Annotated in this window: 17 protein-coding genes; 11 read left to right on the top strand and 6 right to left on the bottom strand. The window is 58.2% G+C overall.

Going from position 1 to position 17,939, the window contains the following annotated elements; translation table 11 throughout:
- Nucleotides 1-13: 13 nt before the first annotated feature.
- The 4 genes from scpB to rnm form a co-directional block, all read right to left on the bottom strand.
- Nucleotides 14-586 carry an SMC-Scp complex subunit ScpB gene (gene scpB / locus ACTG2S_RS08075; RefSeq protein WP_005350230.1) on the bottom strand — a complete coding sequence of 191 codons (573 nt, stop codon included), beginning with the start codon at nt 584-586 and terminating at the stop codon, nt 14-16.
- A complete protein-coding gene (locus ACTG2S_RS08070; RefSeq protein ID WP_160880718.1) occupies nt 570-1,439 on the bottom strand; it encodes a segregation and condensation protein A in 870 nt (289 codons plus the stop codon). The genes scpB and ACTG2S_RS08070 overlap by 17 nt, the downstream gene beginning before the upstream one ends.
- Nucleotides 1,432-2,052 carry an L-threonylcarbamoyladenylate synthase gene (locus ACTG2S_RS08065; protein ID WP_005338129.1) on the bottom strand — a complete coding sequence of 207 codons (621 nt, stop codon included), beginning with the start codon at nt 2,050-2,052 and terminating at the stop codon, nt 1,432-1,434. Before ACTG2S_RS08065 ends, ACTG2S_RS08070 begins: the two co-directional genes overlap by 8 nt.
- A gap of 226 nt (nt 2,053-2,278) precedes the next feature.
- Nucleotides 2,279-3,160 carry an RNase RNM gene (rnm, locus tag ACTG2S_RS08060; RefSeq protein WP_088869814.1) on the bottom strand — a complete coding sequence of 294 codons (882 nt, stop codon included), beginning with the start codon at nt 3,158-3,160 and terminating at the stop codon, nt 2,279-2,281.
- A gap of 436 nt (nt 3,161-3,596) precedes the next feature.
- Here rnm and ACTG2S_RS08055 point away from each other — a divergent pair, with 436 nt between their 5' ends.
- From ACTG2S_RS08055 to ACTG2S_RS08015, 9 genes are all read left to right on the top strand, one after another.
- A complete protein-coding gene (locus ACTG2S_RS08055; RefSeq protein WP_274161758.1) occupies nt 3,597-5,231 on the top strand; it encodes an anthranilate synthase component 1 in 1,635 nt (544 codons plus the stop codon).
- A complete protein-coding gene (locus ACTG2S_RS08050; RefSeq protein ID WP_005359135.1) occupies nt 5,224-5,823 on the top strand; it encodes an aminodeoxychorismate/anthranilate synthase component II in 600 nt (199 codons plus the stop codon). Before ACTG2S_RS08055 ends, ACTG2S_RS08050 begins: the two co-directional genes overlap by 8 nt.
- Before the next feature lie 10 nt (nt 5,824-5,833).
- Nucleotides 5,834-6,862, top strand: a complete 1,029-nt coding sequence (gene trpD, locus ACTG2S_RS08045; protein ID WP_201948374.1) for an anthranilate phosphoribosyltransferase — start codon at nt 5,834-5,836, stop codon at nt 6,860-6,862.
- Nucleotides 6,862-8,358 (top strand): bifunctional indole-3-glycerol-phosphate synthase TrpC/phosphoribosylanthranilate isomerase TrpF, encoded by a 1,497-nt coding sequence (gene trpCF / locus ACTG2S_RS08040; RefSeq protein WP_201948385.1) that lies wholly within the window; start codon nt 6,862-6,864, stop codon nt 8,356-8,358. The genes trpD and trpCF overlap by 1 nt, the downstream gene beginning before the upstream one ends.
- Nucleotides 8,359-8,405: 47 nt before the next feature.
- Nucleotides 8,406-9,599, top strand: coding sequence for a tryptophan synthase subunit beta (trpB, locus tag ACTG2S_RS08035; protein WP_005338139.1), 1,194 nt, complete (start codon nt 8,406-8,408; stop codon nt 9,597-9,599).
- The gene (gene trpA, locus ACTG2S_RS08030) at nt 9,596-10,402 is read left to right on the top strand and encodes a tryptophan synthase subunit alpha (protein ID WP_042032437.1); all 807 of its coding nucleotides are present in this window, start codon (nt 9,596-9,598) and stop codon (nt 10,400-10,402) included. The genes trpB and trpA overlap by 4 nt, the downstream gene beginning before the upstream one ends.
- A 905-nt stretch (nt 10,403-11,307) precedes the next feature.
- Nucleotides 11,308-11,859: a hypothetical protein gene (locus ACTG2S_RS08025; protein ID WP_201948372.1), complete on the top strand. Its 552-nt coding sequence runs from the start codon at nt 11,308-11,310 to the stop codon at nt 11,857-11,859.
- Nucleotides 11,859-12,455 carry a hypothetical protein gene (locus tag ACTG2S_RS08020; protein ID WP_201948370.1) on the top strand — a complete coding sequence of 199 codons (597 nt, stop codon included), beginning with the start codon at nt 11,859-11,861 and terminating at the stop codon, nt 12,453-12,455. The genes ACTG2S_RS08025 and ACTG2S_RS08020 overlap by 1 nt, the downstream gene beginning before the upstream one ends.
- A gap of 138 nt (nt 12,456-12,593) precedes the next feature.
- Nucleotides 12,594-12,941 (top strand): hypothetical protein, encoded by a 348-nt coding sequence (locus ACTG2S_RS08015; RefSeq protein WP_201948368.1) that lies wholly within the window; start codon nt 12,594-12,596, stop codon nt 12,939-12,941.
- Nucleotides 12,942-13,367: 426 nt separating this feature from the next.
- Here the strand turns inward: ACTG2S_RS08015 and ACTG2S_RS08010 are convergent, their stop codons facing one another.
- Nucleotides 13,368-13,901, bottom strand: coding sequence for a metal-dependent hydrolase (locus ACTG2S_RS08010; RefSeq protein WP_201948365.1), 534 nt, complete (start codon nt 13,899-13,901; stop codon nt 13,368-13,370).
- A gap of 332 nt (nt 13,902-14,233) precedes the next feature.
- Here ACTG2S_RS08010 and ACTG2S_RS08005 point away from each other — a divergent pair, with 332 nt between their 5' ends.
- Nucleotides 14,234-15,010 carry a BPL-N domain-containing protein gene (locus ACTG2S_RS08005; protein WP_201948363.1) on the top strand — a complete coding sequence of 259 codons (777 nt, stop codon included), beginning with the start codon at nt 14,234-14,236 and terminating at the stop codon, nt 15,008-15,010.
- 182 nt (nt 15,011-15,192) lie between these two features.
- Here ACTG2S_RS08005 and ACTG2S_RS08000 read toward each other — a convergent pair whose 3' ends face one another.
- Nucleotides 15,193-15,342 (bottom strand): hypothetical protein, encoded by a 150-nt coding sequence (locus ACTG2S_RS08000; protein ID WP_005338159.1) that lies wholly within the window; start codon nt 15,340-15,342, stop codon nt 15,193-15,195.
- Nucleotides 15,343-15,785: 443 nt separating this feature from the next.
- On the opposite strand from ACTG2S_RS08000, the gene ACTG2S_RS07995 reads away from it, so the two are divergent.
- A complete protein-coding gene (locus tag ACTG2S_RS07995; protein ID WP_005359124.1) occupies nt 15,786-17,885 on the top strand; it encodes a hypothetical protein in 2,100 nt (699 codons plus the stop codon).
- Nucleotides 17,886-17,939: the final 54 nt, after the last annotated feature.

Below are 17,939 nucleotides of genomic sequence, written 5' to 3'. Positions count from 1 at the left end.
GCTTGGGCGCCATTCACCGGGCATCGCTCTCCCCGTCCACCGCAGAGGGCAACAGGGGTTGCAGCTCAGGATCCAGCTCGGGGAGCTGCTCCAGACTCTGCAGATTAAAGTAATCCAGAAACTCTCTGGTAGTGGCGAGCAGTTCGGGGCGACCCGCCACCTCTTTGTGGCCTATGCTGCGCACCCAGCCACGCTCTTTCAGGGTATTCACTATCTGGCTCGACACCGCCACCCCGCGGATCGCTTCGATCTCGGCCCGGGTGATGGGTTGGCGATAGGCGATCAAGGTCAGCGTCTCCATCACGGCGCGCGAATAGCGCGGCGCCCGCTCGCTCCAGAGCCGCGAGAGCTCTTCGGCATACTCCTGACGCGCCTGAAAGCGCCAGCCGGAGGCGACCTCTTTGAGCTCGACGCCCCGCGAGCTGTAATCTTGCCTGATCTCGGCCAACAGCAGCTGAACATAGCGACTGGTCACCGGATAATCCGCCAGCACGCTGCTTTTCAGTTCGCTGACATTGAGCGGACGACCGGCCACGAACAGCGCCGCTTCGATCAAGGTCTTGAGTCGTTCAGTGGGCAGCGCCACGGTTGCCCTCCTCGCTCTGCTCGGCCAATGCGAAATGAATTGGTCCCAGCGGTTCTGCCTGCAGGATCCAGATCAGTTGCTCCTTGCACAGCTCCAGCAGGGCCAGAAACGTCACCAGTACCCCCATGCGCCCCTCTTCGGCACGCAGCACCTGCTCAAGGCGCAGGGTCTGCCCCAGCGTGAGCATGGCAAGGATCTCCGCCATGCGCACCCGGGTCGGGATCTGTTCGCGGCGGATCTGGTGATGTTCGAAATGAGTCGCGCGTTTTACCACACTTTGCATGTAAAGGGCGAGCTCAACCAGCGAAACATCGGGCGCCAGTGGCTTGAGGGCGCCAAAATCGGGGGGCAAGGCAGCGGCGATATAAATCTCCCGCTCCACCCGTGGCAGCTCATTGACCCTCTCCGCCCCTACCTTGTAGCGCTCGTACTCCTGCAGGCGGCGAATAAGGGTCACCCGCGGGTCTTCTCCCTCCTCTTCATCCTCCAGCTCCGGCGCCTTGGGCAGCAGCAGGCGGGATTTGATCTCCGCCAGCCAGGCCGCCATCAGCAGGTATTCGGCCGCCAGCTCAAGGTTGAGCCCCTGCATCAGCTCCACGTACTCCATGTACTGGGCGGTGATCTGCAGGATCGGCAGGTTGAGGATATCGAGCTGCTGGCGCCTGATGAGATAGAGCAGCAGATCCAGCGGCCCCTCGAAGGTATCGAGGAACACCTCCAGCGCATCGGGCGGGATGAACAGGTCCTGAGGCAGCTCGTGATAGGGCTGCCCCAGGACTTTCGCGATGGGTAGCGCGGCGCCAGTCCCCGTCTCGGCGGAAGGGACTGTCACCGGTTCAGCGACATCACTCAAACGGGGTCGGGTCTCCGGCGCCGCGACGACGCAATACCGGCTCGTCGTCAGAGAAATCGACCACAGTGGTGGGCTGCTCGCCCAGATAACCGCCGTTGACCACCAGATCGATCTGCTTGCCCAGCTTGTCGAAGATCTCTTCCGGGTCGAACTCGGCCATCTCGGAGTCCGGCAGGATCAGAGTGGTGGAGAGCAGCGGCTCGCCGAGTGCTTCCAAGAGCGCCTGAGCAATCTTGTTGTCCGGCACCCGGATGCCGATGCTCTTCTTCTTCTCGTTCATCAGGCGGCGCGGCACCTCTTTGGTCGCCTTGAAGATGAAGGTGTAGGCGCCCGGGGTGTTGTTCTTGATCAGGCGAAACGCGCTGTTGTCGACCTTGGCGTAGGTGGAGATCTCGGAGAGATCGCGGCACACCAGGGTGAAGTCGTGGTTGGCGTCGAGGCGACGGATGCGGCAGATGCGCTCCAGCGCGCCCTTGTCACCCATCTGGCAACCCAGCGCATAACCGGAGTCGGTCGGATAGACGATGACGCCGCCGTTCTGGATGATCTGTACCGCCTGACCGATCAGACGGGCCTGGGGGTTTTCCGGATGTACGTAAAAATGCTGACTCATAGCTTGTTCTCGCAATGGGGGCAGCAATACCTGCCCGCTCGTATGGTCACGGGTCAAAGACCCATGACACTACCTTAACCTGTTTGTGGCTGCTTCGCTGGCGCCGTTACCGACTCGCCAGCAGCTCGGCATGCTGTTCGGTGGTGAGCCCAAAGTGACCGGGATAGGCAAGCCACACTATGGGAATCCCCTCTTGCCCGGCTTGTTCCCTATTTCGCTGGCGCCGTTACCGGCTTGCCAGCAGCTCGGCATGCTGTTCGGTGGTGAGCCCGAAGTGACCGGGATAGGCCAACCAGACGGGCATGCCTTCCTTTGGCAGCCAGAGGTGGCGGCCCAGCTCGGTCCAGTTGGAGGGGAAGTGAAAATCCGATCCCACCGAGATATAGAGGTCGTGATCCTTGGCCCACTGGCCCAGATTGGCCCGCTCCTGCGGGCTCTGCTGGGGCAATGAGACCTCCATGGCATCGCCACCGGCCGCCTTGAAGGCCACCAACAGCCGCTTGATCCACTTGGCGGTGAGATCGTAGCGGCTGGGGTGGGCCAGCACCGCCAGCCCACCGGCGGCGTGAATGGCCGCAATGGCTTCGCTCATCTCGGGCCACTCGGCCGGGGCATAGCCTTTATTGCCACGGCTCAGGTACTTTTTGAATACCTTCTGCATGTTGTCGGCCACCCCGCGTGCCACCAGCACCCGGGCAAAGTGGGCACGGGTCACGGCAGCATCACCGGCGAGCTGTTTGGCCTCTTCATAGGTGCTGGGGATGAGGCACTTCTCCAGACGACGCCCGATTTCCAGCGCGCGCGCCTCACGTCGTGCCAGCTGACCGGCCAGAAAATCCAACAGCTGCGGATTTTTTTCATCCACCCCCAGCGCCACGATATGAATTTCGTGATGCTCCCAGCCGGTGGAGATCTCGACCCCGCTCACCAGTCGCAGCGGCAGTTGCTCGGCTTCGATGGTGCGGCGCACCTCATCAAGCCCGGCGAGGGTGTCGTGGTCAGTAACTGCTAACACCTCGACCTGTTTCTCGGCGGCGCGGCGCACCAGTTCGGCTGGGCTCAGCACCCCGTCGGAGGCAGTGGTATGGCAGTGAAGATCGAATCTCATCAGGTTATTCCGCTCTCGTGGTCAGGTCACCATTCATGGCAAATCGGTGAAAGAAGGCTAAAAAGCGACTTGACTTGGCCGCGGCTTTATCGTTTTCTGTAGGCACTTCATTGCAAACATCTTTTTACAGGACTTTATCATGCAAACGACTTCCATCCTGACCATCTGGTGGTGGCACACTCCCTGACATGCGGGCGTGTGGTCGTTGCTGTACCTGTAATCTGACAGCAAATTAAGAACCCAAAGAAAAAGCCCGCTGACCCCAGCGGGCTTTTTTATTATCCGGCAAATGGACCTGTGATGAAACCGAGAATTCAGACAAGCAAGCTGACCTGGCGATGGCGCCCCTAAACCAGCCACCCCGGACCAATAAAATTTCTAAGGAATTCAACGTCATGAACATCGGTAACACGCATCACACGCAAGGGAACGCACTATGACAGCCACACATCGCCTTCCTCTGGGTGAATTCGATACCCTCAAACTCAACGCCCCCTATGTGGCCGATCCGCTGACGCTCTATACCCGCCTCTGTCAGGGCCGCCCCAACAACCTGCTGCTGGAATCGGTGGAGATCGACTCCAAGGCGGGCAAACAGAGCCTGTTGCTGGTCGATGCCTGCCTGCGCATCGAGTGCCGTGGCCGCACCGTGCGGGTGCGCAGCCTGAACGACAACGGCGCCCAGTTGCAGAGCCTGCTGGCCGAACGGCTGCCCGTGGTGGTGGCCCGCTCGCTGGTAGATGGCGAATTGCAACTCGACTTCCCGGCCTCCGATCGGGAGCTGGACGAAGATTCCCGCCTCAAGGGGAGCAGCGTGCTGGACGTGCTGCGCACCCTGCAGCGGGAGCTCGATTGCCAGTTGGGTAAAGAGGCACTGTTTATGGCGGGCAGCTTCGCCTACGACCTCATCGCCTCATTTGAAGATCTGCCCGACGTGCCGGAAGGGAGCAACAGCTGCCCCGACTACTGCTTCTATGTGGCCGAAACCCTGATCACCATCGACCATATCGAGCGCACCACTCAACTGCTGGCCTGCATCTTTGGCGGCGACAGCGACGAGAGCCAGGTGGAAGACAGATACACCCGCCTGACCGAACGGCTCACCGACTTCAAACAGATTTGCCAGCAACCCCTCTGCGCCGAGCTGACCACCCAGCCCCTGACCGGTGGCATGAGCGTGGACAAGAGCGACAAACAGTTCTGCGCCGAGGTGGAGAAGCTCAAGGGCTTTATCCGCCGTGGCGACATCTTCCAGGTGGTGCCATCCCGCTGCTTCTCCCTGCCCTGCCCGAGCCCCCTGGCCGCCTATCGCCGCCTCAAGCAGACCAACCCCAGCCCCTACATGTTCTACGTGCAGGATGAGGGCTTCACCCTGTTTGGCGCCTCGCCGGAGAGCGCGGTGAAATTCTGCGCCGCCAGCCGCGATGTGGAGATGTACCCCATCGCCGGTACCCGCCGCCGCGGCTTCAACCCGGATGGCAGCATCAACCGGGATCTCGATGGCCGCATCGAGCTGGAACTGCGTCAGGACGAGAAAGAGGTGGCCGAGCACCTGATGCTGGTGGATCTGGGCCGCAACGACATCGCCCGCATCTCGGAGCCCGGCACCCGCTACGTCAAGGAGCTGCTGAAGGTAGATCGCTACAGCCACGTAATGCATCTGGTCTCCAAGGTGGTCGGCACCTTACGCTCAGACCTTGATGCCCTGCACGCCTATCAGGCCTGCATGAACATGGGCACCCTGACCGGCGCCCCCAAAATCCGCGCCAGCGAGCTTATTCGCATGGTGGAAGGCAAGCGCCGCGGCAGCTACGGCGGCGCGGTCGGCTACATCAACGGCGCTGGCGAGATGGATACCTGCATCGTCATTCGCTCCGCTTTCGTGAAAGATGGCGTGGCCCACGTACAGGCCGGTGCCGGGGTGGTCTATGACTCCAAGCCCCAGGCCGAAGCGGACGAAACCCGCGCCAAGGCGGCCGCCGTGCTGGCCGCCATCGCAGCCAGCCATGGCACCTCCCTGCAAGCCCTGAGCGCCCAGCAGGAGCAACATAAGGACGTGAGCCATGACTAACATCTTCCTGCTCGACAACTTCGACTCCTTTACCTACAACCTCGTCGACCAGTTCCGCTCCCTCGGCTATCCGGTGCGGATCTATCGCAACAGCCTGCCGGCCAGCCGCATCATGAGCGAAATCGCCGCCTGTGAAGGGGACGCCGTGCTGGTGCTATCGCCGGGGCCGGGCGCCCCCCATGAGGCGGGTTGCCTGATTGACCTGATCAAGCTGGCACGCGGTCAGGTGCCCATCCTCGGCATCTGTCTCGGTCATCAGGCCCTGTGCGAAGCCTACGGTGGCACCGTCGGCGCGGCGGGCGAAATCGTCCACGGCAAGCGCTCCCTGATTGAGCACAACGGCCACGGCGCCTTCGCCGGTCTGCCGAGCCCGCTGCCGGTGGCCCGCTACCACTCGCTGGTCGCCACCTATGTACCGGAAGAGCTGACGGTGATTGCCCACTATCAGGGCATGCCCATGGCCATCGAGCAGCAGGATGAGCGGGTACTGGGCTTCCAGTTCCACCCGGAATCCATCATGACCTCGGAAGGGGCCCGTCTGCTGACCCAGGCGCTCGCCCATATCACCCGTCCAGAAAGCAGCGTGCGGTAAGGAGACCAACATGCATCATCATCTCAACACCCTCTATCAGGGTCAGTCTCTGAGCCGTGAAAGTACCCGCGACGCCTTCGGCCAGGTGGTACGTGGCGAAGTGGATCCCATCGTGCTCGCCAGCCTCTTGACCGCCCTCAAGATCAAGGGTGAGACCCCGGAGGAGATCGCCGGCGCCGCCGAGGCCCTCTTGGCAGAAGCGCGCGACTTCCCGCGTCCGGATTATGAATTTTGCGACATCGTCGGCACCGGTGGCGATGGCCTCAACACCATCAACGTCTCCACCACCTCGGCGCTGGTCGCCGCCGCCTGCGGCCTGAAAGTGGCCAAGCACGGCAACCGCTCGGTCTCGAGCAAGTCGGGTTCGAGCGATCTGCTCGACAAGATGGGCATCAAGCTCGACATGAGCCCGGCGCAGGCGCGCCGCTGCCTGGACGAGCTCGGCATCTGCTTCCTGTTCGCCCCCCAGTACCACGCCGGGGTGCGCCACGCCATGCCGGTGCGTCAGGCCCTCAAAACCCGCACCCTGTTCAATGTGCTGGGGCCGCTTATCAACCCCGCTCGTCCCACCTATCAGCTGATGGGGGTCTATGCCCCCGAGCTGGTGCGTCCCATCGCAGAAACCCTGCTGGCACTGGGGCTGAAAACCGGTATGGTGGTTCACGGCGCCGGGCTGGATGAAATTGCCATCCACGGCCCGACCCAGGTGGCCCAGATCCGTGACGGCGAGATCCGCGAATTTCTGCTCACCCCGGCTGACTTTGGCCTGGAGACCTACCCGGTCAGCGCCATTCAGGGCGGAGAGCCGGAAGAGAACCGCGCCATCACCGCCGCCATTCTGGAAGGGCGTGGCACCCCAGCCCACAACGCCGCCATTGCCGCCAATGTGGCGCCGCTGCTGTTGATGGCGGGCAAGGCGACCGATCTCAAGAGCGCGGCGGCCGAGGTGCTGGCCGTGCTGGCGAGCGGCAAGGCAGCGGATCTGGCTGCTCGGCTCGCCACTTTGAGCCATCAGGACGCGGATAATCAGGAGGCATGATGTCAGCCACCACGTTGCACAGCAGTCATTCAGAACGCCCGCCGGGCAAGAGCCAGTTTCGCAAGGATAACGAGATGTCAGACCTTATTGCCCCCCATGCTTTTCTGAACATGGCCTCCATCAGCCAGACCATCCTCGGCAAGATCGTGGCGGCCAAACAGGAGTGGGTTGCCGCCCGCAAGCAGGCCCAGCCGCTGGAGAGCTTCCAGAGCACGCTGACCCCCAGCGATCGGGATTTCGTCGGGGCCCTCAAGGCGGGCTCCACCCGCTTTATTCTGGAGTGCAAGAAGGCCTCCCCCTCCAAGGGCTTGATCCGCGATGACTTCAGCCCGGAGGCCATCGCCGATATCTATGGCAAATACGCCACCGCCATCTCGGTACTGACCGACGAGAAGTTCTTTCAGGGGGATTTCGCCTTTTTGCCGCGGGTGCGCAGCCGCGTATCGCAGCCGGTGCTCTGCAAAGATTTCATGATTGACCCCTATCAGGTCTATCTGGCCCGCCACTATCAGGCGGACGCCATCCTGCTGATGCTCTCGGTGCTCACCGACGAGGGCTATCGCGCCCTGTTCGCGGTGGCCAAAGAGCTGGGCCTTGGCGTGCTCACCGAGGTGAGCAACGAGGAGGAGCTGACCCGCGCCATCGCGCTGGGGGCACCGGTGATTGGCATCAATAACCGGGATCTGCGCGACTTGAGCGTCGATCTCGCCCGCACCAAACAGCTGGCTAAAGATATTCCGAGCGATCGGGTGGTGATCAGCGAGTCCGGCATCAATCACCGCGCTCAGGTGGCGGATCTGCGCCACCACGCCAAGGGCTTTCTGGTGGGCTCGTCATTGATGGCCGAGCCGGATTTGGAAGCGGCTGTACGCAAGCTGATACTGGGCCAGAACAAGGTGTGCGGCCTGACCCGCGCCGAAGATGCCGCCGCAGCCCATCAGGCGGGCGCGGTATTTGGCGGCCTGATCTTTGTTTCCAAAAGCCCGCGCTATGTAGACATCCCCGCCGCCCGCGCCGTGATGGCGGGTGCGCCGCTTAGCTTTGTGGGGGTATTTCGCAATGCCCAACCCGCCACCATCGCCAAGACGGTGGATGCGCTGGGGCTCTCTGCAGTGCAGCTGCATGGGGATGAGGATGCCGCCTATATCGATACCCTGCGCCCACTGCTGCCCGCTGGCTGCCAGATCTGGAAAGCAATCGGAGTCACAAGCGGCGAGCCGCTGCCCGCCCTCGACTACCCGGCGGATCGCCTGCTGCTGGATACCAAAGTAGGCAGCCAGAGCGGCGGTACCGGTCAGGCGTTCGACTGGGCCCTGCTGGCCAAGCTCGATAAAGCCAAGCTGATGCTGGCGGGCGGCCTTAACCCCGACAACGCCCTGCAAGCGGCACAAGTGGGCTGCCTCGGCCTTGATTTCAACTCCGGGGTAGAGAGTGCCCCGGGCCAGAAGGATGCGCACAAGATTGCAGCCGCCTTCGGCGCACTGCGCAACCTGTAACGCAACCCTTTTTGACGTTTCGATTTAGCTAATACAAGGAAGAAGCCATGACCCTGCTCAACCCGTTTTTCGGTGAATTTGGTGGCATGTATGTGCCCCAAATCCTTATCCCGGCCCTGCTCCAGCTGGAGAAAGCCTTCGTCGATGCCAAGGATGATCCAGCCTTTATCGCCGAGTTTCAGTCCCTGCTGACCGAGTATGCCGGTCGCCCGACCCCGCTCACCCTGACCCGCAATCTGACCAAGGGCACCAAGACCCGCCTCTATCTCAAGCGCGAAGATCTGTTGCACGGCGGCGCCCACAAGACCAACCAGGTGCTGGGTCAGGCCCTGCTCGCCAAGCGGATGGGCAAGAACGAGATCATCGCCGAGACCGGTGCCGGTCAGCATGGCGTCGCCACTGCCCTGGCCTGCGCCCTGCTCGGCCTCAAGTGCCGGGTCTATATGGGCGCCAAGGATTGCGAGCGCCAGAAGCCCAACGTCTTTCGCATGAAGCTGATGGGCGCCACCGTCATTCCGGTGCACTCCGGCTCCAGCACCCTCAAAGATGCCTGCAACGAGGCGCTGCGCGACTGGGCTGCCAACTACGAGTCGGCCCACTACCTGCTCGGGACCGCCGCCGGCCCGCACCCCTTCCCCACCATCGTGCGGGAGTTCCAGAAGATGATCGGCGAAGAGGCCAAGGCCCAGTGCTTCGAGAAGGAGGAGCGACTGCCCGACGCAGTGATCGCCTGCGTCGGCGGCGGTTCCAACGCCATCGGCATGTTTGCCGATTTTATCGATGAGCCGTCGGTGCGCCTGATCGGCGTCGAGCCGGGCGGTCACGGTATCGAAAGTGGCGAGCACGGCGCGCCACTCGGTCACGGCAGCAAGGGGGTCTTCTTTGGCATGCACTCCTACCTGATGCAGGACAATCAGGGCCAAATTCAGGAGTCCTACTCCGTTTCGGCGGGGCTCGATTTCCCCTCCGTTGGCCCGCAGCACGCCCATCTGGCCGCCATCGGCCGCGCCGAGTACCCCTCGGTGACCGACAAGGAGGCGCTGGACGCCTTCCAGGAGCTGGCCAAATCCGAAGGCATCATACCCGCGCTGGAGTCCTCCCACGCGCTGGCCCACGCCCTCAAGATGGCCCGCAGTGAACCGGAAAAAGAGCAGGTGCTTATCGTCAACCTCTCCGGCCGTGGCGACAAAGATATCTTCACCGTCGCTGACATCTTTGAAAAAGAAGGAACCTTGTCATGAACCGTTACGCACAACTATTCTCCCGTCTGGACGCGGCCAATCAGGGCGCCTTTGTGCCGTTCGTGATGCTGGGTGATCCCACCCCCGAATTGTCACTGGCCATCGTCGATGCGCTGGTCGCAGGGGGCGCCGATGCCCTCGAACTCGGCATTCCCTTCTCCGATCCGGTGGCGGACGGCCCCACCATTCAGGGCGCCGCTCTGCGCGCCTTTGCCAGCCACACCACCCCGGATGACTGCTTCGAGCTGCTTGGCCGCATCCGCGCCAAGTACCCGCAGCTGCCCATTGGCCTGCTGGTCTACGCCAACCTGGTCTATGTGCGCAAAATTGACGGCTTCTACGAGAAGTGCCAGCAGGCGGGCGTGGACTCGGTGCTGGTTGCCGACGTGCCGGTGCAGATGTGCGCCCCCTACAAGGCGGCGGCCGACAAGTTCGGCATCGACAGCATCTTTATCGCCCCGCCCAATGGCGACGCCGAGACCCTGAAACAGGTGGCGGAGCTCGGCAATGGCTACACCTATCTGGTGAGCCGCGCCGGTGTCACCGGTGCCGAGACCAAGGCCGGCATGCCGGTGGAAGGTCTCATCAATACCCTGCGCGAGTTCAACGCCCCCCCCGCCCTGCTCGGCTTTGGCATCAGCGAACCGGCTCAGGTGCGTGAAGCCATTGCCGCTGGCGCCGCCGGTGCCATCTCCGGCTCCGCCGTGGTGAAGATCATCGAGACCCACCACCAGAACCCGGAGCATATGCTCACTCGTTTGAAAGAGTTTGTGGAAGGGATGAAGGCGGCGACCAATAGATAAGGGGCTGCATGGGTCACATGCCATTGGCCGTTTCTGAGGAAAGGGAGCCTGATAGGCTCCCTTTCTATTTCCTGCTTGTTGCCGCTCCCAACGTCTTTGTCCCCTCTCCCCTTGGGAGAGGTCAGGGTGAGGGAACCATCATACCCCGGCGTTATCGAATCGTAGGTTCGAATAGCGCAGCGTATTCGGACGTTCGCGATCCAGGCGGAGTTAATCCTAACGCCCGATCTAGCGGATATTCCTGATGGCATGGCTTTACCACGCAGGACGCGAGGGCGCCGCCCTCGACGGGGTTTCGCCCGCCCTTCGGGCCTGGGCGAGTGACTTTGGAAAGACCCAAAGTCACCAAAAGTCTTCTCCCCCCTCTAACAGCTGATACACGCCCTCTCCCCTTGGGAGAGGGCTGGGGTGAGGGGATGGTGCATTTCCAGTCAAGCAAGATGCTCACTCACCCCCACGCCTTAATGACCAATTTGTTGATCCAACACAGATTCCCGCCAAAACACGCTTCTCAACGCCCCCCCTCCCCCTTAAGATACCCGAATGACAATCAACCTCTCGGAAGAACGCCATGACAGCGATTGTTGCTATCTCGCAGGTTAACAGCAGCGGACTGGGAACTGTCACTCAGGGGCGGTAGCGTGGTTTTTTGTAGGTTGGCGCAGTGTGTAGCGAAGTCCAACAGGCGAACATTATTAAGCCAACCTAAGCGGGATAAAGATGGATGTTGCAGCTCCATAAAACAGATTTGCAGATATATTCGCAGTAAACGTTGGGCTTCACTTCGTTCAGCACCAACTTACGATTTTTAGCTCAACATACGAGATACGTACCTACTGTGCCAGTTATTGGGAGGTTAAACTGCCCAAAAAACCTAGATTTGTGTTTCATCACAAGGATTCTTTATGTCACAAGAAAAAACTAGAAAGTCAGGTAGAGTAACGATTGATGCTATTGATGCGCCCAGCCCAGTTCAAGCAGAAAATAACTGGATCACAGTAGCAAAGGCATTTAACCCTCTTGGATTTGTAGCAGAGGCATATGCTAGAACCTTGGCCTATCGCTTGGAAGCCAAGCGCCTTGACGCCGAAATACAACGAGTAAATATACAGGCAGGCGTCATCCATAACGCCTTAGATAAAACTTATCGTTTAAAAATGGAAGAATTGTCTCAGAGGCGTCTCGAAATTGAACGGTTCTATGACACAGTTCAAGGTGAATTAAAACTACTTCACATTGAAAGAATGAAAGTGTTAGAAATGGCTGAACGTGCTTCGGAGATGGCATTTTCCAACAACACTCCAAGCGAACATAAAATAATTTTCAAGGATATGGCAACAGAGCTGATCTCTCAGCTATCTGCTTTTGGTAGCAAAGCAAATGAAAGCTTGGATGTCCTTGTAAAAAGTTTACCTCCCATTTCAATGCCAGATCATTTACTTCCTTCAGGAGATTGATGATGTTTTGGATAATCGCACCAATTGTAGCCGCTGGAGTCGTGGCGGCAATTATGTCTTCAGCATCCGAACACGAAAGAAATGCACGCAGAAATTGGGAGTCAAAACGTGAGGAAGTCAAGAAAACCGTTGAAGAACATAGAAAAAATATTGAAATACATCTTAAAAAAGCACAACAATCCTATGATTTTCATTTTTTAACCGACCTTCATTATTCATCCCACAGAGTTGCTGACAGCGCCTATAAAATTTTAAATGACGCCAGAGAATCTTTTGGTGCTACGATCAGAATACTCAACCAAGCATTCACAAAAAAAAATGAATTAAAATCCAAACTGGAAACTTCTACTCGAGAACTAAAGAAGGAGTATTTAACAGAAATCCGGTCGCTGAATGACTTTATAGGTAAGGTTCTAGAAGACAAGGAAAAAATGGAGTCGCAAAGAGACGGCCTTCTTGCTGAAGTAAAACGCCTTAATGCACAGACAGCAGAACTAAAAGCTGCAATTCGTGACCGATGCGGAGAAAAAGGAAGAGACTGGCACCAGCGCCTTGAACAAAGAACACAAATAAATAGATTACGTCGAGCTAAATAATATGCACGCCGTCAATGGTGAAAAATAGGAGCCAATACTTCCTTTGTTTAAAGAGCTATTTCTTGGTTTTACTTGGAAATTTACGAGCTCAGACATTTCAGACATTAACAATACAAAGTTATTAGCTAAGGAGAGTACATGAGAATTAACTTGAAAAATGGCACAGTCGAAATTAATGGGATAGCATTTTCAGGTAATAGTATCAATATACAAAATGGGACTATTTCCGTCGATGGGGTTACTCAGGATGTAAGTATTGTACCTAACCAAGAGATTAAAGTTGAGGTTTACGGTGATGTTGAGATACTCGAGTCAACATCTGGAGATGTGATAGTTAACGGCTCTGTTGGCCAGATCACAACTTCAAATGGCGATGTTTGTTGTGGGAATGTTCATGGCAATGTAGAGACAATGAGTGGCGACATTACATGTACAAATATCAGCGGTAATGCCCAATCAATGTCGGGGGACATCATAGGTTTCTGAAAGCGTTGTTGCCCAAACGATGCAACGTGAATGGAACTAATTGAAGAAGCGGAGTGGCCTTCTGAACAAAGCGCAGCATAGCCAACACTCAAAAAGATGAATGCCCTCCACCTTTCTGAGCAAACATCTGTATCGGCAGTATCCAAAAGATGATCATACCTAAGAAAAGCCCGATGGGGAGCCCCTCCTCGATTATCTCCCCTACAGCCTATCAACACCAGTCCATAAAAAACCACCGACCTTCAGGAGATCGGTGGCTTGATAAATGGGTAGTAGATACAGAAAGTTCGCTACCTCAACCCTAGCAGGAAAAAAATCAGGCCCCATCATTCTGAGCCAGACGTCGTATAGGAAGAATCCAAGAGATGGGGTCCAATTTTTTTTGCTCATCCTCGATATATCCAATCAATCTTACTAATCCCACTCCTACAGCTCCCTGCCCCACACCCGCCATCCCATCAACACCAGCATCAATACAGCCCCCGGCAGCCAGACCCAGTAGAGCTCGGAGAGGATCACTGCTTCACCTCGGGCGGTGAGATAGGCCTCCAGCTTGAAGGGGGCGACCCGGATCACCTGCCAGGGGGCGAAGAAACGCTCGTCACGCCACGGCCAGAGCCAGCCAACCCCCTTGCCGCCGGTGGTAAGTGAATCGAGCAGGCTGTGGGAGAGCAGAGAGATCAACAGAAACGACCAGACGGTGGCGGCGCGGGCCCGAAATTGGCGGTGAAACAACATGGCCAGGGTGGGCAAGGCAAAGGCGAACAACAGGGAGTGGGTAAAGCCGCGGTGGCCAAAGACATGGCCGTAGGCAACCCCCAGTTTGAAGGCGAGCACATCGGCATCGGGCAGCATGGCGATGGCAACCCCAGCCAACAGCAGGCGGGGCGGGATAATCCGGCTGCCAAGCCCGAGTCCAAGGCAGAGAGGGACGGCAGCGTGAGTGACGATGGTGGGCATATAATGAAGCTCCAACTGAAACGTGGGCCTACCTTATCCCCGCTCGGTGAAGTGAAGGTGAAGTGCCCCTCTTATGTTGCTGTATTCCCCCTCGAATCCTTATCCATCATCCATAAGAGGCGTCACACAGGAAAGCTGTTGCACGCGCTCCGAAGCAGGGGCCGAAATCCTGTGGTTTGTCCCTCTGTATTGGCTCGTTCGTTGTGTGTCGAACACAGGCCCAATCAGCGTTGGCACGTTAACTTGAAATGTTCATTTAACTGCGGCTGACATGCAGAACGGGATCGTGATAAGTAGTCTCTTCGGTTCACATCACAGGGACAGTGGCAGCGATGAATGTATCAAAAAGCGTCGTGCGGATTGCGAGCGTTATCAGCCTTTGGTTAATGACAGGATGCATGGCAGAGGCAGCCTCTGCGCAGCCGCAGCAAGAGCCGTATGCGCTGATCTATAACGGGCCGGTTTCTGATGGGGATAGCACGAAGGCGATTGCAGATGTGGTCAGGCAGGTGGGGTTACCAGTCAGGTATCTCTCCAATATCGGGGAGCTGCCTGCAGCGCTCGATAATGCCAGAGTGTTTATCGTTGGCGGCACTGAGGACGATGTTGAGCCGCTGCTCAACGCCTTCACCGCGGACGCTCGTTTGGCGTTAAAAGCCTATTTGCTAAGCGGTGGTCGCTATCTCGGGATCTGTGGGGGCGCATTTGTGGCATCCACAGGCTGGTCTGAGGAGGAGGGCTTTGTGCCGGCGCTGGGCCTTGTTCCTGCCACATCCGATGATTATGACGGCGACTTTAGCGCCAGGATCTTCCCGATCACCTGGCTTGGTGAAGAGCGCCAGATGTATTACCAGGCCGGCCCGCAATTTACGCCGGTGCCAAGCCCAGAGCAGGTCAAGGTCATCGCCCATTTTCAAAACCATCATATTGCCGCGCTGATCAGCTCATACGGGAAAGGCAAGGTGGCCGTTTCCGGGCCACACCCCGAAGCCCCCGAATCGTGGAAAGCGAACGCGGTGGATGGCGACAAGATGGAGTCGAATATTCATCTGGCTGCAGGACTCGTTAACGAGTTGCTCTCCGAAGAGCCCGTCACCCATTCGAAGTAGTCGCGCCCCTACGCCCCTGGATGTGACCCCATTGCTCGGCCCGGAAGTCAGGCCATCCAATCAGCCGCTATCCATAAAAAAACCACCGACCTGCAAAAGGTCGGTGGTTTTTTTATCGGTGGTAGATAACGGGTAGCCGATACGAAGCGTTCGCTACCTCAACTTTCGCCCGGGAGCGAGCACTACTCTTCCTGCTCCTCCGGTTGTCTCTCCTCACCCCGTATCTGTAGCAGCTCTTCGACCCTGGCTTGCCACTTGTCGTGGGCCTGTTTGCGCTCCTGCTGCATGAATGCTTCTCGCATGGTGTCGATTTTCTGGTCAAGTGTTTCCATCAGAGTGTCTCCTTGTGTGACCGCGTAAAGACTGGCTGACGGCGCGTTGGCCAACCTGCTCCCCTAATCTGACACCGCTAATGCCGTTACTGCCCAATCAAATAATCGATTGGAAGTGCTGAAATCAATCTAAAAATTCTTTTCCGTGTTTATTCCACCACGCAAGCGCAAGGGAAACAGGCCGCTCAGAGCGGGATCATCTGGCACGGGGTCAACACGTTGTTGAGTGTGGTCGCCCTTCTTTTCAGGGGAATGAGGCGCCGTTGCACCATCCGTCCGGTGAGGAGTACCGGCAGATTTCCGGGGTGTTGCTGTGCCCATGATCACACAGTCACAACTCTCGCCCTCCTCTCACCGCGTCCCCGCTTTTTATCATCTAGAGTTAGCGGGCAGTGCAAAGCTGCTGATTTATATACATTCGCCGCCAAGAGGGATCTTTTTTCATGACCGAGCATATCGATCTGCTACCTATCAGCACGGATGATGAGCAGGACGCAGGCAACCGTTACCTCTACTACACCGAAGGGGATCTGGCCCGCATTCTTGCCAATCTGGAACAGCTGCGCCACGCGGTGTTTCCGGCCGCCATCGGAGAGAGTGAAACGGGCGCCACCGTGCCCCACAACTTTCCGTCCGTCTGTCTGGTGGGGCTGGGGCGCTGCGGCTCCAACATCGCGCAGGATGTGGCCTCGCTGGTCTACAACGCCCGCAGCTTTTATCTCAATGAGTTCAACAGTGAAGAGCAACGCAAGCGGGAGAAGGAGTTTGGCCCGGTGAGCTGGATCCGGCGCAACCTGCGGCTACCAAACAACGGGGCTCGGCCGGTCTTTCTGATCGAGCCCATGGTGATGCTGGGGGATCTGGACAAGGACATCGATGGCCGCATCCGCCACTCCAATCGCAGCGGCGAAGGTGGCTCCTTGCGTGATTACGCCAAGATGCGGGTGATGGACTTGTCGGAGATCCACGCGGGAGGCGCGGGTAACGCCCCCATCCTTGGCCAGTATCTGGCCAAGATCATCCTCAACAAGAGTCCCCACTACTTCGCCAACTCCGAGTGGCAGGCCATTCATACCTATCTGGTGGACTCCTGCGGCATCAAGGCCAACCAGTCCCGCCTCTATTTCTATATCTTCAGTGCCGGGGGCGGCACCGGCTCCGGCATGGCCTCCGAGTTCGGGCTGGCCCAGCAGTACTCCTACATGAGCAAGACCTTTTCCCCCCCGTCAGAAGAGGAGGAGCACCTCTCCCTCGGGGAGCACTTTATGTTCGATCCCATCTTCACCAGCGGCATCTGCATCCTGCCCAATATCTGTGATCGGGGGATCGAGATCTCGGAAGCGCTGCACATCAACGCCGGGCGTTTGCTGTGCAAGTATCTGGCCGAGGAGTGGGACTTCTCCTATCACTTCGACAACGAGCAGGCGTGCGATGCCAGCATGCTCAAGCGGATCAGGCCCTGGAATGCCATGATGCTGATCTCCAACGACATCATGCGCTACGCCGAAGAGAGCGACGATGGCGAAATCCAGCACGTTGACGTCAACACCATGGAGAAGTACGCCAACCAATACATCTCCCAGCAGATCTTCAACATCCTCACCGCCCAGGCCGTCACCACCGACTACGACGAGAACTACTTTCGCCGGGCGGGCATCGACATCAGCGAAACCATTCGTCTCGATGCCAACGACCTCTTTATGAGTCTGGCGGGGCCGGTGGCGGTGGCATATGCCGAGTCCATCTCGCCCCCCGGCGGCCTGTTTGACAAGGAGGACGGGCTCAATGTGGACGATCTCTTCACCCGTTCCATCGAGCTGCCCCACTTCAACAAGATGACCCAGGCCATTGAGGGGATCAGTCTGCTGCCCATCGAGGCGGGCAACTATCGGGAGTATCTGGACGACTATGTGAAAAGTGGCCATGACCCGGCCCACCTCAACGAGCTGCACTTCTTCAAGAACTGCTCATCGGTGGTGTCGATCATCTCCCTGCCCAAGGAGTACAAGCTCTCCTATATGGATCTCAACCGGCTCAAGTCTCACCTCAACGGGCTCTTCCCCAATACCACCCTCAAGCGGTATGCGCTGGTCATCGGGGCGTCGGCCAACATCTCCCTCACCACCCTGATCGTCAAGAGCCCCTGCCTGAGCGATGACTTCCTGACCCTGATCGTGGCCTTTATCAAGCGCTGCTTTGCCAAGGATCACTATCGCTTCGATGAGCATCTGGACAAGGCGGTGATCGAGATGATCTGCAATGAGGAGTGGAACGATGCGCTGCTCGACAGCATGCTCAACGAGTTCGAGAACCCGGCCAAGATCCTCGATACCAACTGGTACGCCATCAAGCCCATGTATGAGAAGAAATATCGGGAGCTTATCCGCGAGAAAGAGAAGTTCGTCTCCATCAACGATATTCGCCTCAGTCGTGAATCGGTGAAAAAGGCGCTGCTCTATCTGCGGGAGATCTATCGCCACCGGGTCAGCAAGACCCGTATCCTCTCCCTCAACCCACGGCTGGGGGAAGCGAACGCTCGCTAGCACCCGGCCCATAAAGCCCCATAAAGCAAAGCGCCCGCCCCAGATGGGGCGGGC

Origin of the sequence: Aeromonas sp. 82P (assembly GCF_051919365.1) — a bacterium.
In the GTDB taxonomy this organism is placed as follows: Bacteria; Pseudomonadota; Gammaproteobacteria; order Enterobacterales; family Aeromonadaceae; genus Aeromonas; species Aeromonas veronii.
This window is presented reverse-complemented; position numbering and strand designations above follow the sequence as displayed.

Coding starts and splice junctions, on each gene's coding strand:
- ACTG2S_RS08065 (WP_005338129.1), bottom strand. CDS start 2,052: ATGAGTCAGCATTTTTACGTACATCCGGAAAACCCCCAGGCCCGTCTG.
- rnm (WP_088869814.1), bottom strand. CDS start 3,160: ATGAGATTCGATCTTCACTGCCATACCACTGCCTCCGACGGGGTGCTG.
- ACTG2S_RS08055 (WP_274161758.1), top strand. CDS start 3,597: ATGACAGCCACACATCGCCTTCCTCTGGGTGAATTCGATACCCTCAAA.
- ACTG2S_RS08050 (WP_005359135.1), top strand. CDS start 5,224: ATGACTAACATCTTCCTGCTCGACAACTTCGACTCCTTTACCTACAAC.
- trpD (WP_201948374.1), top strand. CDS start 5,834: ATGCATCATCATCTCAACACCCTCTATCAGGGTCAGTCTCTGAGCCGT.
- trpCF (WP_201948385.1), top strand. CDS start 6,862: ATGTCAGCCACCACGTTGCACAGCAGTCATTCAGAACGCCCGCCGGGC.
- trpB (WP_005338139.1), top strand. CDS start 8,406: ATGACCCTGCTCAACCCGTTTTTCGGTGAATTTGGTGGCATGTATGTG.
- trpA (WP_042032437.1), top strand. CDS start 9,596: ATGAACCGTTACGCACAACTATTCTCCCGTCTGGACGCGGCCAATCAG.
- ACTG2S_RS08025 (WP_201948372.1), top strand. CDS start 11,308: ATGTCACAAGAAAAAACTAGAAAGTCAGGTAGAGTAACGATTGATGCT.
- ACTG2S_RS08020 (WP_201948370.1), top strand. CDS start 11,859: ATGATGTTTTGGATAATCGCACCAATTGTAGCCGCTGGAGTCGTGGCG.
- ACTG2S_RS08015 (WP_201948368.1), top strand. CDS start 12,594: ATGAGAATTAACTTGAAAAATGGCACAGTCGAAATTAATGGGATAGCA.
- ACTG2S_RS08010 (WP_201948365.1), bottom strand. CDS start 13,901: ATGCCCACCATCGTCACTCACGCTGCCGTCCCTCTCTGCCTTGGACTC.
- ACTG2S_RS08005 (WP_201948363.1), top strand. CDS start 14,234: ATGAATGTATCAAAAAGCGTCGTGCGGATTGCGAGCGTTATCAGCCTT.
- ACTG2S_RS08000 (WP_005338159.1), bottom strand. CDS start 15,342: ATGGAAACACTTGACCAGAAAATCGACACCATGCGAGAAGCATTCATG.
- ACTG2S_RS07995 (WP_005359124.1), top strand. CDS start 15,786: ATGACCGAGCATATCGATCTGCTACCTATCAGCACGGATGATGAGCAG.